Source organism: Nisaea denitrificans DSM 18348 (assembly GCF_000426505.1).
Classification (GTDB): Bacteria; Pseudomonadota; Alphaproteobacteria; order Thalassobaculales; family Thalassobaculaceae; genus Nisaea; species Nisaea denitrificans.
In genome coordinates this window covers 480,558-494,814 of the sequence record NZ_AUFM01000015.1, presented here as the reverse complement: position 1 = coordinate 494,814, position 14,257 = coordinate 480,558, and the positions used below count along the sequence as shown (strand labels likewise).

General features: G+C 61.7%; 13 protein-coding genes. 3 read left to right on the top strand and 10 right to left on the bottom strand.

Annotated features, from left to right (window positions below):
* Positions 1-9: 9 nt before the first annotated feature.
* The gene (locus tag K328_RS0112790) at positions 10-342 is read right to left on the bottom strand and encodes an ArsR/SmtB family transcription factor (protein ID WP_036554014.1); all 333 of its coding nucleotides are present in this window, start codon (positions 340-342) and stop codon (positions 10-12) included.
* Positions 343-437: 95 nt separating this feature from the next.
* Here K328_RS0112790 and K328_RS0112785 point away from each other — a divergent pair, with 95 nt between their 5' ends.
* A complete protein-coding gene (locus K328_RS0112785) occupies positions 438-1,307 on the top strand; it encodes an MBL fold metallo-hydrolase (RefSeq protein WP_245577529.1) in 870 nt (289 codons plus the stop codon).
* Between the two features lie 14 nt (positions 1,308-1,321).
* Here K328_RS0112785 and K328_RS25850 read toward each other — a convergent pair whose 3' ends face one another.
* The 9 genes from K328_RS25850 to mutM all read right to left on the bottom strand — a co-directional run bounded on the left by K328_RS25850 (position 1,322) and on the right by mutM (position 11,713).
* Positions 1,322-1,939 (bottom strand): hypothetical protein, encoded by a 618-nt coding sequence (locus K328_RS25850; protein WP_051284848.1) that lies wholly within the window; start codon positions 1,937-1,939, stop codon positions 1,322-1,324.
* Between the two features lie 122 nt (positions 1,940-2,061).
* Entirely contained in the window at positions 2,062-4,512 is a 2,451-nt protein-coding gene (gene gyrB, locus K328_RS0112775) for a DNA topoisomerase (ATP-hydrolyzing) subunit B (RefSeq protein ID WP_028466310.1), read from the bottom strand.
* Between the two features lie 24 nt (positions 4,513-4,536).
* Complete coding sequence (gene recF / locus K328_RS0112770) at positions 4,537-5,727, bottom strand: DNA replication/repair protein RecF (RefSeq protein WP_028466309.1); 1,191 nt, start codon at positions 5,725-5,727, stop codon at positions 4,537-4,539.
* A 68-nt stretch (positions 5,728-5,795) separates the two neighbouring features.
* Positions 5,796-6,914: a DNA polymerase III subunit beta gene (dnaN, locus tag K328_RS0112765; protein WP_028466308.1), complete on the bottom strand. Its 1,119-nt coding sequence runs from the start codon at positions 6,912-6,914 to the stop codon at positions 5,796-5,798.
* Positions 6,915-7,099: 185 nt separating this feature from the next.
* Positions 7,100-8,521, bottom strand: coding sequence for a chromosomal replication initiator protein DnaA (gene dnaA, locus K328_RS0112760; RefSeq protein WP_028466307.1), 1,422 nt, complete (start codon positions 8,519-8,521; stop codon positions 7,100-7,102).
* A gap of 750 nt (positions 8,522-9,271) precedes the next feature.
* Positions 9,272-9,538 carry a 30S ribosomal protein S20 gene (rpsT, locus tag K328_RS0112755; RefSeq protein WP_028466306.1) on the bottom strand — a complete coding sequence of 89 codons (267 nt, stop codon included), beginning with the start codon at positions 9,536-9,538 and terminating at the stop codon, positions 9,272-9,274.
* Positions 9,539-9,638: 100 nt separating this feature from the next.
* Complete coding sequence (locus tag K328_RS0112750; RefSeq protein ID WP_028466305.1) at positions 9,639-10,415, bottom strand: enoyl-CoA hydratase; 777 nt, start codon at positions 10,413-10,415, stop codon at positions 9,639-9,641.
* Between the two features lie 49 nt (positions 10,416-10,464).
* Entirely contained in the window at positions 10,465-10,866 is a 402-nt protein-coding gene (locus K328_RS0112745; RefSeq protein WP_036554011.1) for a hypothetical protein, read from the bottom strand.
* A 16-nt stretch (positions 10,867-10,882) separates the two neighbouring features.
* Entirely contained in the window at positions 10,883-11,713 is an 831-nt protein-coding gene (gene mutM, locus K328_RS0112740) for a bifunctional DNA-formamidopyrimidine glycosylase/DNA-(apurinic or apyrimidinic site) lyase (protein ID WP_028466303.1), read from the bottom strand.
* A gap of 169 nt (positions 11,714-11,882) precedes the next feature.
* Here mutM and ubiE point away from each other — a divergent pair, with 169 nt between their 5' ends.
* Positions 11,883-12,623, top strand: a complete 741-nt coding sequence (gene ubiE / locus K328_RS0112735; protein WP_028466302.1) for a bifunctional demethylmenaquinone methyltransferase/2-methoxy-6-polyprenyl-1,4-benzoquinol methylase UbiE — start codon at positions 11,883-11,885, stop codon at positions 12,621-12,623.
* A 6-nt stretch (positions 12,624-12,629) separates the two neighbouring features.
* Positions 12,630-14,177 (top strand): 2-polyprenylphenol 6-hydroxylase, encoded by a 1,548-nt coding sequence (gene ubiB / locus K328_RS0112730; protein ID WP_028466301.1) that lies wholly within the window; start codon positions 12,630-12,632, stop codon positions 14,175-14,177.
* Positions 14,178-14,257 lie beyond the last annotated feature (80 nt).

Sequence of the window (14,257 nt, the reverse complement as noted above, 5' to 3'; positions counted from 1 at the left end):
GAGCCGGCCTTATTCGGCTGCAATGTCCGCTTCTTCGGGCGGACAGAAATGTTTCTGCAAAACGGCAAGCAGATCGCTGACCGGCCCCGGTGTCAGGGCGTAATACCGGCTGCGCCCTTCGGCGCGAGCCGCGACCAGTTTCTCCTCCGCCATGCGCGCCAGATGCTGCGAGAGAGCGGGCTGCGAGAGGTCCAGCCGGGCCGCAAGATCATTGACGGTAAGCTCGCCGGCATCCGCGAGGTGGCACAGCACCATGAGCCGGTTCTTGTTCGCGGCGGCCATCAGAAAATCCGCAACACCGGATGCTTTCCGCTCCATGATCTCAAGGGATAGTCCTGCCATTCGCAAAATCCTGAGCGATCCGGTTTACATATATAAGTTATTGCTTATATATTGAATCAACGAAGCGGAAACAAGCCTTTTCCGGGAGAAGTACTGTGGACAACCTGACAAAGCCTCTGGTCGAAGGTTTTTTCGACGAGCGAACATCGACCATCACCTATGTCGTGAGCTGCCCGGACACCAAACAGGCGGTCATCATCGATTCAGTGCTCGATTTCGACTCCGCCTCGGGCCGGACCTTCACCGAGAGCACGGACAAGGTGCTCGGCTATATCCGGGACAAGGACCTGCAGGTGAGCTGGCTGCTTGAGACCCATGCTCATGCCGATCATCTGTCGGGCGCGCCCTATATGCGCCGCGAACTCGGGGTCGGCATCGCCATCGGCGCGCACATCAAGGATGTGCGCGACGTCTTCAAACCGGTCTTCAACCTGCAGAATCTGAGTGAAGAGCCGAACGAATTCCAGCATCTCTGGCAGGATGGCGACAGCTTCAAGATCGGCAATCTGGACTGCGAGGTGATGCACACGCCCGGTCACACACCGGCTTGCCTGACCTACCGGATCGGCGACGCGCTGTTTGTCGGTGACACGATTTTCATGCCTGATTTCGGCAGTGCCCGCTGCGATTTCCCGGGCGGCGACGCGCGCACCCTCTATCACTCGGTGCAGCGCATCCTGTCACTGCCGGACGACTACCGGATTTTCGTCGGACACGACTACCAGCCGGGCGGCCGCGAGATTGCCTTCGAGACTACAGTCGGGGAAGAAAAGGCCCGGAGTATCCATTTCAAGGACGGCGCCGACGAGGAGAGTTTCGTCGCCATGCGCGAGGCCCGGGACAAGACCCTCGACATGCCGAAGCTGATCCTGCCGGCGATCCAGGTGAATGTCCGGGCCGGGCACTTGCCGGAACCGGAAGACAATGGCGTGCGCTACCTGAAACTGCCGCTCAACCAGTTCTGAGCGGCGCCCTCCCCTCAGAGCCCGAGGGCAACCCGGCGCTGTTCATATTCCGTCTGGTCGATATCGCCGTTCAGGAAAGAATCCATCAGCCACTTCAGGCCGTCGCCTCCCTGGGCATCGGCCGCGGGCTTCGCCGAAGCCGGCACGGGATGCGATCCCGGCATCATGGCGACCGGCGTGCCGGGCGAGTGTGCCGCCTGAACCGGGCCGAGTGGCTTGATCGGATTGCCGTCCTCGTCGAGATTTGCCGCGTATTCCGTCTTTGCGGTTTCCGATCTCAGAGCAGCCTGGACGGTGCAGGTATTCTGCCGTGCAAGCATCTCGAGCATGTCGTTTCTGGAATCCAGGGCGACCATTTCCTTGCCCGCCCCATCCCTCAGATCCAGGGCGAAAAGCGCCGGCCAGAACAGCACGAGGCCGACGGCGCCCGCCAGGACGTTCCGCCCGGTCCTGCCGTGGTTCTCGCCCGCCAGAGCCCGCATCGACGCATTGTTGCGGCCGATCTCGCGATCGATCTCCAGGCAGCTCATGGTCTCGTCCTGCTCATTGGAGGTCGCCACCGGGACCGCCTCCCGGCCGGCACAGGCCGCAATGCTCAAAATCAGACAAACGGCCATGCTGCGGCGAATCATGCCACACTCCCCCAACACGTAAATGTTCCTCGGAGGGAGTCTAACGGCGGCCAGAATCGCGTGCAATTACAAATACAAGAGCACGCAATTGGGGCCGCCGCGATGCGCATTCGCCAGACCGGCTAGATATCCAGATTGGCGACCTTCAGGGCGTTTTCCTGAATGAACAACCGGCGCGGTTCGACCACGTCGCCCATCAGCGTCGAGAAGATTTCCTGCGCCTCGTCCAGGTGGTCGACCCGGACCTGCAGCAGGGTGCGTTGATTGACGTCGAGGGTGGTTTCCCAAAGCTGATCCGGGTTCATCTCGCCGAGACCTTTATATCGGTTCACGGTGAGGCCCTTGCGGCCGCTTTCCTGGATCGCCTCGATCAGTGCGATCGGGCCATGGATTGGCCGTTCCGCATCTTTCATCATCAGGGTGGCGCCTTTGCCAAACGTCGCTGAAAGCTCTTCGGCAAGACCGGTGAGGCGCCGTGCCTCAGGCGTACGGACCTGCATCTGATCGATCCGGTACCGCTCGGTCACGCCACGCAAGGTGCGCTCGAACACCAGCTCGATATTGTCCGCATCAAAATGACCGGTCCAACCGCGCTCAATGTCTTCGGAAAGCGCGTCGAGCCGTTCGGCGATGCTGGTCGCGGTTTTAGTGGCGGCCTCCGGATCGGCAAGCAATTCCGGGCTCAATGCACCGGCAATAGCGCATTGCTCGACCACGAAGGCGGAGCCGATGCGGCGCACCAAAGGCTCGATCAGGGTCTTGGCATCCCGCGCCTGTTCAGCCATCCGCTCAAGGTCCGGGCCGAGCATCTGGGCACCATCGGCAAGCTTCAGGGTGACCCCGTCAATGCCGTTGCTGATCAGGTAGGCTTCCAGCTCCCGGTCGTCCTTCAGATAGGTCTCGGAACTGCCCTTCTTGGCCCGGTAAAGCGGCGGCTGCGCGATATAGAGATGGCCGCGTTCCACCAGTTCCGGCATCTGCCGGAAGAAGAAGGTGAGCAGCAAAGTTCGGATGTGACTGCCGTCCACGTCGGCGTCAGTCATGATGATGATCTTGTGGTAACGCAGCTTGTCGATATTGAACTCTTCCGAGCCGATACTGGTGCCAAGCGCGGCGATGATGGTGCCGATTTCCTGGCTCGATAGCATCTTGTCGAAGCGGGCCCGCTCCACGTTCAGGATCTTACCGCGCAATGGCAGAATGGCCTGGGTCTTCCGGTCTCGCGCCTGTTTGGCGGAACCGCCGGCGCTGTCACCCTCAACCAGGAAGACTTCGCAGAGCGACGGATCGCGCTCCTGGCAGTCGGCCAGCTTGCCCGGCAGGTTGGCGATATCGAGCGCGCCCTTACGGCGGGTCAGCTCACGCGCCTTGCGGGCGGCTTCACGCGCCGCCGCGGCTTCATACGCCTTGGAAACAATCTTTCTGCCGTCTGCCGGGTGTTCCTCGAACCACTGCTGCAGCCGCTCGCCAAGGATTGATTCGACCACCGGCCGGACCTCGGAGGAAACCAGCTTGTCCTTGGTCTGGGAGGAGAACTTCGGGTCCGGAACCTTTACGGACAGAACGCAGGTCAGACCCTCGCGGGCATCGTCACCGCTAAGCTGGGTTTTTTCCTTCTTCGCGATCCCGCTTTCCTGCGCATAGGCATTGATCGTCCGGGTCATCGCGCCACGGAAACCGGCAAGGTGCGTACCGCCATCGCGCTGCGGGATGTTGTTGGTAAAGCAGAGCGTGTTTTCGTGATAGCTGTCAGTCCATTGCATCGCGACTTCGACCGTGATCCCGTCGCGCTCGCCGGAGACCACGATCGACTCGTGCAGCGGGCTGTGGTTTCGGTCGAGATAGTCGACAAAAGCCTTCAGGCCACCCTCATAGAACAGGTCAACGGCAACCTCTTCCGCCTCGCGCTTGTCGCTCAGCAGCACGTGCACGCCGGAATTCAGGAAGGCCAATTCGCGCAACCGGTGCTCCAGGGTCTTGAAATCAAACACCGTCTTGGTGAAGGTCTCGGTCGAGGGCAGGAAAGTGATCTCCGTACCCTTCTTGCCGTTCGCCGGACCGACCACGGCCAGCGGCGCCTCGACTTCGCCGTGGCGGAAGCGGACCACATATTCTGTATCGTTACGCCAGATCCGGAGCTCAAGGCTTTCCGAAAGCGCGTTCACGACCGAAACGCCGACCCCGTGCAGGCCACCGGAGACCTTGTAGGAATTCTGATCGAATTTTCCGCCGGCATGGAGCTGGGTCATGATGACCTCGGCGGCGGAGACCCCTTCCTCCGCATGGATATCGACCGGGATACCGCGCCCGTTATCGGTGACTGTTGCCGATCCGTCCGCGTTCAGGGTTACCGTCACCAGATCGCAATGCCCGGCCAGCGCCTCGTCGATGGCGTTGTCGACCACCTCGTAGACCATATGGTGCAGACCCGAGCCGTCATCGGTATCCCCGATATACATGCCCGGCCGCTTCCGGACCGCATCAAGCCCGCGCAGGACCTTGATCGACTCGGCGCCATATTCAGCGTCTTCGCTGGTCACGCCGTTCTGTTCCGGAAGATCATCTTGTGCCATGTCGGCTCCTAGTCCTTCAGGTGATCAATCGGCCCGCACTTCACCGTCTTCAACGGCAAAGAACTGGCCTGCGCCCTCAAGGGACGCGAATAGCGCCCGGTCGGTGCCGGTCATCCAGACCTGCCCGCCAAGCGCGAGGAGAATATCGTAAAGCGCGGCCCGTCGCCCGCTGTCGAGATGGGCAGCCACCTCGTCCAGCAGCAGCACGGGAACCGCGCCGGTTTCGTGTGCTCCCAGCCTTGCATGGCCGAGCACGATGGCAATCAGCAGCGCCTTCTGCTCACCCGTCGAGCAGTGCGGCGCCATCATGCCCTTGGTCATATGCCGGACCTCGAGGTCGCTGCGATGCGGGCCGGGAACAGCCGCCGGCTCGCTGCCGTCGAGGCGCCGGGCCTTTTCCAGCCGCGCCTTCAGCTCGTCCTCGACCGAAAGCGCCGGACGGCTGGCTATCTCCGTCTCGACATAACCGTCAAGCGAGAGTTCTGCACCCGGAAACGGGCCTGAGCCGGCCATCGTCACCGCATTCAACCGCGCCACAAGACCGGACCGGGCAGCCGCGATGGCGACCGCCTTTTCAGCAATTGATTCTTCGAGCGCCGCGAACCAGGCACGATCCCGTGTGCCGTTCCGCAGCAGCCGCGCCCGTTCGCGCAGCGCGTGAGTATAGGCATTCACCCGCGTCGCATGATCCGGATCGAAGGCATAAACCAGCCGATCCAGAAAGCGCCGCCGGTTCGAGGAGCCCTCGATGAACAATCGGTCCATCTGCGGCGTCAGCCAGGAAACCGCCAGATGCTCGGCCAGCACGGTCTGGCTCTTCGCCGGAACACCGTCTATCCGCACCAGACGTTTCTCGCCACCGTCACGGCCGGTACCTTCAGGCCCCGGATCGCGCCCGGTGCCGATCTGCACGGACCCGATCATCCCGCCGACCTCAGCCGAAACGGCCCAGGCAGCATTGCTTCCATCGGCAGCCACACGGCCAACTTCGGAAATTCTGGCCCGGCGCAAACCACGGCCCGGAGTCAGGAAAGAAACCGCTTCAAGCAAGTTGGTCTTGCCGGCGCCATTCGGCCCGGTCAGCACGATTGCCGGGCAAGAAACATCCATCCGGGCCGAGGTATAATTGCGGAACGCGGTCACGGACAATCGGCTGACGCGCGGCGAAGCCCGTCCGGCGCTGGTCGGCACCGGTGCGGGCGTCGTTCGGGACATGTCCGTGTTTCGCAATGCGTTCAACATTTCCGTTCGTGCTGGCCTCGTTGCCCAGGACCGAGGCGTCCTCAGACGCGCATCGGCATCAGCACGTAAAGGGCGCTTTGATCATCCTCGTCGAGAATGATCGTCGGCGAGGCCTGGTCGGCGAGCTGGAAAACCGCCCGCTCACCCTCGATCTGGCCGGTGATATCCAGGAGATACTTGGAATTGAAGCCGATCTCGATATCGCTCGCGCTGTAATCGACCTCGACCTCTTCCTGAGCGGTCCCGTTATCCGGGCTGCTGGCGGAAAGGGTCAACTGGCCGCTTGTGACGGCAAGTTTCACCGACCGTGACTTTTCGGTCGAAATCGTTGCCACGCGATCCACCGCTTCGGAGAAGCGCTGCCGGTCGACATGCAGCATCTTGTCGTTGCCGCTCGGAATCACCCGCTCATAATCCGGGAACGTACCGTCGATCAGCTTGGTTGTGACCACCGTGTCCTCGAAGGAAACCCGCAGCTTGGTATCGGAAAGCGAGATCGTGACGTCGCCGTCGGCGCCGTCGATCAGCTTGCGAACCTCATTCACCGCCTTGCGCGGCACGATGACGCCAGGCATATCCGCCGCGCCTTCGGGCAATGGCATCTGCACCCGGGCGAGACGGTGACCGTCGGTCGCCACCGCGCGCAGCACCTTGACACCGTCGGCTTCGGCCGCGTGCAGGAAGATACCGTTCAGGTAATAGCGGGTCTCCTCGGTGGAGATCGCGAACCGGCTCCGGTCGATCAGCATGCAGAGATCCGCCGCGCTGATGACAAAACTGTTAGGCAGCGTGTCGCCGCTGAGCGCCGGGAATTCCTCCGGCATCAGGGCAGGCAAAGAGAAATTGGAGCGACCGGCCCTGATCGTCACGCGGCTGACATCGCCGGACGCGGCAAGTTCCACATCCGATCCGTCAGGCAACTTGCGCACGATATCATAGAGGGTATGGGCCGGCACCGTCACAACACCGGCTTCCGACACGTCACAGGCCACGGATTCGACAATATCCATATCCATGTCGGTCGTGCTGAGACTGAGCCGACCGTCCTGCGCTTTCAACAGCACGTTGGACAGGATCGGGATCGTATTCCGCCGTTCCACAACACTTTGGACATGTCCGAGAGGCTTAAGCAAAGCCGCGCGATCGATAACGATTTTCATATTCTTCTACTTATCGGCTGGAAAGTTGATCCCCCAATCGCCGACCCATCGGCGAGCGAGCGCCTCCGCATGAGACAAGCGCATGAAACTATAGCACAAGTGCATGGCGCTTGCGGTAGTTTCAAGGGCAAAAAAGTTCGTGCTGCTGACCCATTATGATCGGCACGCATACCGGCCCCGAATGATCACGATTCCAGCATGCGCCGAAGCAGATCGACATCGTCGTTAAACTGCTTGTCCAGACCGCGCAGTTCCTCGACTTTCCGCACCGCATGCAGCACCGTCGTATGGTCCCGGCCGCCGAATTTCCGGCCGATATCCGGCAGCGACTGGGAGGTCAGCTGCTTCGACAGATACATCGCCACCTGCCGTGGCCGGGCAATCGCGCGGGACCGGCGGGCCGAGTGCATCTCCGAAAGCCGAATCTGGAAATGGTTCGCCACCTGACGCTGGATTTCCTCGACGGTCACCCGGCGGTCATTGGCCCGCAGTAGATCGACCAGAACTTCCTGGGTCATCTCAAGCGAGATCTCCCGGCCGACCAGCGTCGAATGCGCGACGATCCGGTTCAGCGCACCCTCAAGCTCGCGCACGTTGGAAGAGATCTTGTGGGACAGGAACTCGAGCACTTTTTCGGGCATCTCGACGCCGAGGCGCTCGGCCTTGGACTGCATGATGCCAAGACGGAGCTCGTAGTTGGTCGGATGGATATCCGCAACCAGCCCCCAGCCGAGGCGAGACCGCAAGCGCTCTTCCATGCCTTCGAGATCGGTCGGCGACTTGTCGGCGGAAATCACCACCTGACGGTTCTGGTCCACCAGCGCGTTGAAGGTGTGGAAGAACTCTTCCTGGGTCGAGTCCTTGCCGCTGATGAACTGCACATCGTCGATCATCAACAGGTCGACCGAGCGGAACTGCTCCTTAAACGCGACCGTGTCGCGGAAGCGCAGTGCCCGGATGAACTGGTACATGAACTTTTCGGCGGAAAGATAGATCACCCGCCGGCTCGGATGCCGCTGCCGGACATGCCAGGCGATGGCGTGCATCAGGTGAGTCTTACCAAGGCCGACGCCGCCATAAAGGAACAAAGGATTGAAAGGCACCGTCTCGCTCTCGGCGACCCGGCGCGCGGCGGCAAAGGCCAATTCGTTCGGCTTGCCGACGACGAAATTATCGAAAGTGAAGCGTGGATCCAGCGGCGCCTCGAAATCCGGGCGCTCGTCCGATCCGGAGAAACCATGAACCGCGGGAGCCTTCAGCGCTGCGGGACGCTGCGCCGGCGCAGCCATGCCCTGCTCTGGCGCGGCATCCGCTGCCTCGTCCCGGCTGCTCTCGGACCTGCCGCGGCTCGACGCAAAGATAGCGATGGATTGCACATCGGGATGTTCGACCGACCAGATGGCCCGCAGGCGATCGGAATATTGCGAGCGGACGCGGTCGCGGACGAAGGGGCTCGGCGCCCGCATCATCGCCGTGCCTTCATCAATGCCTTCGAAGGTCAGCGGCTTCAGCCAGTTCCGGAAAACCGCATCACCCAGTTCTGTCCGGAGTCTGCCTCGCACACGCGCCCAACACAGCTCGTGATCGCTCGAAATGCCGGCTGTCATGTCCTGACCCCCGGCGACCGTTCGTTGCGGCCCGGATTCACCCCACACATTCAAACCTCTTCTCGACCCCTTCTCCTGCACGATTCTGGTCATCTCAGAGCCCCATCCGATGTAACGACCAGCCGGCCGGAAAATTCACGCTCCGGACACAGCTTCCCCAGAGGAAATCGCCCCGGCGATTTCTTGCACTCTTCGGGCTGTGCGAAATAAATCTTTGAAACGTTGAAGGTTTTACTTGGCGCTCGTTCCGAGTGCCCTGTCAAACTTCAACGTTAAACGAATACCGAGCCTGAATTTTTGAATGAACTTATTCATTTTTTCTTACACTCCGGCCCGGCAGTAGGAAGCCAAACTACCCAAGTGCTTTTCGGTACGCAACCGTGACTCTATCCAAAATGACGATTTTTTTTCGCCGAAACCGCCGATCTTTTCCTTGACAGAATCAATCTCCACTTTGAATCAACGCCTTGAATTCCGTCCTTCAAAGATGACATCGCCTTTCCATTCCACCCATCGGAAAGACGCGTCCAATCGTTTGAAATTATTAGAATTTTCAGAATTCAGTGTTAACCGGGTCGCGCTGACCACAATATTTTGGGGGTCATTTTGCAACAAAAATTCAATAAAAATGCAGCCAAAGCGTCATAGACGCTTCACACGCACCAGCGGACTTGCCACTGGCTGGAACAGCAAAAGCCGCGACCCGGAGGGTGCGGCTTCCACTTAAAGTATTCGTCAGGACGTCCGTTTTTAGGCGGAGATCGCCTTGATCCGGGCAGAGAGACGCGACAGCTTGCGCGACACGGTGTTCCGATGAAGGACACCTTTGGTCACGCCACGCTGCATTTCCGGCTGCGCAGCTTTGAACGCGGCCTGAGCGACTTCCTTATCCCCACTGTCGATTGCCAACTCGACCTTCTTCACGAAGGTACGAATACGGCTAATCCGGGCGTGGTTCATAACCCGACGCCGTTCATTACGGCGAATACGTTTTTTGGCAGACTGATGTTGCGCCATTTGCTTCTAATCCCAGCTCGATGCGCGGAAATTCAAGAGGGCGGCTTATAGACGAGAGTCTCCCGTCGCGTCAACCGCGTAAATCCGACTGATTTGAGAATCAGCGGTTCTTGAAACTGGGCTGCCGCTTTTCCGCAAATGCCGACATCCCTTCTTTCTGGTCTTCGGTCGCGAAGGTGGCATGGAACAGCCGCCGTTCGAAGTTTACACCTTCAGCCAGTGTGGTCTCGTAGGATCGGTTGACCGCCTCTTTCGCCATAAACACCGACGGACGGGAGAGAGAGGCAATCTTGCCCGCCACCTTGAGGGCTTCGTCCAGCAGATCGGCAGCCGGAACGACGCGGCTCACAAGTCCCGCCCGCTCCGCTTCCTCTGCGTCCATCATGCGGCCGGTCAGGCACATTTCCATGGCCTTGGACTTGCCGACGAAACGGGTCAGACGCTGCGTGCCACCGGCCCCCGGGATCGTTCCGATGGTGATTTCCGGCTGGCCGAACTTCGCCGTGTCCGCAGCCAGGATGAAATCGCACATCATCGCCACCTCGCAGCCGCCTCCGAGCGCGTAGCCGGAAACCGCAGCGATCACCGGCTTGCGGCAATCGGTCAGGTCTTCCCAGCCGCTGGTGATGAAATCCTGGCTGAACACGTCTGTGAAGCTCTTGCTCTGCATCTCCTTGATGTCGGCGCCGGCGGCGAAAGCCTTTTCGCTGCCAGTCAGCACCATGCAGCCGACCTCGTCATCCGCCTCAAAACCGGCGAGCGCCTTGCTCAGCTCCGCCATCAGCGGACTGGACAGGGCATTCAGCGCCTTTGGCCGGTTCAGGGTGATGAGGCCGACGGCCCCCTTCTTCTCAACCAGTATGTTCTCGTATGGCATCGGATCGCTCCCATTCATCCGTTGCGCGCCAGCGGGACAGGCCCGCGGGTCATCTGGGCAATAAGGAATACCGGACAAGCGTATCAGCACCGTCCGGCGTGAAGTCCAGCGTCAGGCTCTCCCCCTCGCGCTGGTAGGTATTCTCGCCCGCCCTCGTCCAGCCGAGCTGACCGAGGGTTTCCGCATAGAAAGTCTGAATGCCAGCGACCGGCAGCGGTCCGCGGGCAAAGGCAACCACGATCCGCCCGCTGGCTGCATCGAATGCCAGCGAGGCATCGGGAATCTGTTCGAGACCCGGCATCAGGGGCAAATCGGCAAAGCCTTCAACAAAGCCGTCCGCCGTCCATCCCGTCCGGGCAGAAGCCAGCAGCAGGACGAAGACGAACACTCTGACGAGGAGCCGAAGCGCCCGGAGTGCGGACCCGCGCTTGTTGTTTTGCCGGATAGACATGATGGCAGCTTCTACCTCACCGCTGGCAGCGTGGACAATAGAAAGTGGACCGGCCGGACTGGACAATGCGGCGGATCGGCCCGTGACCGGGCTCCACCGGGCATGCCGTGCCCTCTCGGTCATAGACGGCGAATTCATGCTGGAAGTAGCCGAGCTCCCCGTCCGGCCGGGCATGATCACGGAGCGTGGAGCCACCGGCCCGGATCGCGGCCTGCAGCACTTCCCGGATGTCCCCCGCCAGCCGCTCGGCCCGCGCGCCCTGCACGTTGGCGGCCTTGCGCAAGGGGGAGATGCCGGAGCGGAACAGTGCCTCGGAAACATAGATATTGCCGAGCCCCGCGACGACCTTCTGATCCAGCAGGGCCGCCTTGATCGGCGTCTGCTTGCCTTTCAGGGCGGCGGCCAGCGCCGGACCGTTAAAGGCATTGGAAAGCGGCTCCGGCCCCATCCCGGCAAAATGCTTGTGGGCCAGTAGCTCGGCCTCCGCCGCGAGATCCATGGAACCGAACCGGCGCTGGTCGTTGAACCGGATCACGGTGCCATCCTCTGTGGTGAAGACGACATGATCGTGCCGGTCCAGCTCAGGCGGGCGGGTCTCGTCGATGGTCACCCGGCCGGACATGCCGAGATGCCAGATCAGCACCGTGCCGTCTTCCATTTGGACGAGCATGTATTTTGCCCGCCGCGACATGCTTGCGACCCGCTGGCCTTCGAGCCGGGCAACGAAATCGTCTGGAAACGGCCAGCGCAGATCCGGCCGCCGCTGCTCCACACGCACCAGCCGCTTGCCCTCCATAAAGGGCTGCAGGCCGCGCATTACGGTTTCAACCTCGGGCAATTCAGGCACGTCGCACCCCTTCGCTTCCGCGTCTGTTCCTCTGTACGGGAGCAGGCAGACATGGGCAAGCATGACCGGAAGACCATTGCTTCTCCTGTTGGATTGCCGCTCACTCTGGGCTAGATCACGGGTGGGGCGATTCTTGGGAACGCCCCTGACCGGCAGCGGGATTTGCGCGATGACTGAGAACGCCACCACCCATTTCGGCTTCAAGGATGTGCCTGTCGGCGAGAAAGCCGGGCTTGTCCGCGAGGTTTTCGACTCCGTCGCCGGACGCTACGACCTGATGAACGACCTGATGAGCCTCGGCATCCACCGGCTCTGGAAGGCCGCACTGATGGACTGGGTGGCACCGCGCCCGGACCTCACCCTGCTGGACGTGGCTGGCGGTACCGGCGACATCGCCTTCCGCTACCGGGAACGCGGCGGCGGGCCGGTCATTGTCTGCGATATCAACGAGGCGATGCTCACCGTCGGCCGCGAGCGTGCCGCCGAAAACGGCATCGGGGATCTGACCTGGACCGTCGGCAATGCCGAGATGCTGCCGATCGAGAGCAATTCGGTCGATCTCTATACGATCGCCTTCGGCCTGCGGAACGTGACCGATATCGACGCCGCCCTGCGCGACGCGCGGCGCGTGCTGAAGCCGGGCGGGCGCTTCCTCTGCCTCGAGTTCAGCCGCCTCGCCCTGCCGGCGCTCGACCCGGTCTATGATTTCTATTCCTTCAAGGTGCTGCCGGAAATCGGCGCCCGTGTCGCCGACGACCGCGACGCCTATCTCTACCTTGCCGAAAGCATCCGGAAATTCCCCGATCAGGAGCGCTTCGTCGACCGGATCAAGGCCGCCGGCTTCGGACGCATCCGGTACCGCAACCTCTCCGGCGGTATCGCGGCCATCCATTCCGCCTGGAAGATCTGATCCGATATGTGGCGCGCTCTTCGTAACCTCGTCCGTCTTTGCCGCTCCGCCTGGATTCTCTCCCGGTACGGGGCCCTGGCGCCGCTCGCCAACATTCCGCAAGCACCGGCGCTCGCCTTTGCCGCGCGCTTCGTGCTGCTGTTCCGGGACCGGCGCTATGACCGGCTGCGCCCCGGCGAGCGCCTCGCGGCAGCGCTCAGCGCCCTCGGCCCCAGCTTCATCAAGTTCGGCCAGTCTCTTGCCACCCGGTCCGATCTGATCGGCGAGGAGCAGGCGCACGACCTTTCCCAGCTGCAGGACCGCCTGAAACCCTTCCCGGTCTCCGTCGCCAAACAGACACTTGAGGAAGAACTCGGCCGTCCCATCAACGAGGTGTTCAGCAGCTTCGACGAAAAACCGGTCGCCGCCGCCTCCATCGCCCAGGTGCATTTCGCCGTCACCACCGACGGCGAGGAGGTCGCGGTCAAGATCCTCCGACCCGATATCGAGAAACGGTTCGCCCGCGACCTTGATCTGTTTCACTGGATCGCCGAGCTGCTGGAAGAGCACTGGCCCTGGATCCGCCGCCTGAAGCCGGTCGAGGTGATCGATCTTTTCGCCGAAACCGTCGTCATGGAAATGGACCTCCGCATGGAGGCCGCCGCCGCATCCGAACTCGCCGAGAATTTCGCTGACGATCCGGGTTTCCGGGTACCACAGGTCAACTGGAGCCGGACCACCGCCCGTGTGATGACCGTGGAACGGGTACACGGCACACGTATCGACGATCTGGAAACGCTGATCGAACACGGTCAGGAGCCGACGGAAATCCTGCGCCGGGCCGCAACCGCCTTCTTCAATCAGGTGTTCCGGGACGGCTTCTTCCATGCCGACATGCATCCGGGCAATGCCTTCGTGGACGCCGAGGGCCGCGTTGTGCCGGTCGATTTCGGCATCATGGGCCGGCTGGACCAGAAGACCCGCTATTTCCTCGCCGACATGCTGACCGGCTTTATTACCGGCGATTACCGCAAGGTCGCCGAGGTGCATTTCCGGGCCGGTTACGTGCCCGCACACAAAAGCATCGACGCCTTCACCCAGGCCTGCCGCTCCATCGGCGAGCCGCTGCTCGGCCGCCCGCTGCACGAGATTTCCGTCGCCCGCCTGCTGGCGCAATTGTTCCGCATCACCGAGCAATTCGAGATGGAAACCCAGCCCCAGCTCCTGCTGTTGCAGAAAACCATGGTGGTGGCGGAAGGCGTCGGCCGGACGCTCAACCCCGAAGTCAATATGTGGGAGCTGCCCCGGCCGATGATCGAGGACTGGATGCTGGAGCATCGCGGTCCCCAGGCCCGGATCAGGGAAGCCACCTCCCACGCCATCGCCATCGCCGAGCGCCTGCCGCAGATGGTCGAGACCGCCGACCGGGTAATGGGCTCGCTGACCGAAGGCGGTGTGAAGCTCCATCCCGATACCGTTGCCCGCTTCGCCGAGGAGAGCGCGAAGCGCCGCCGCTCCTTCTGGCCGGTCTGGCTGGCGCTCGCAATCGCTGTTGTCGCGCTGCTCTTCGGCTGAAAAACCAGCCCCCTGCGCAGCCGGTGCAGTACTGAGCCCGGACACTATTCCACGTCTGAAGGTCCTGACTGTCGCCAGTG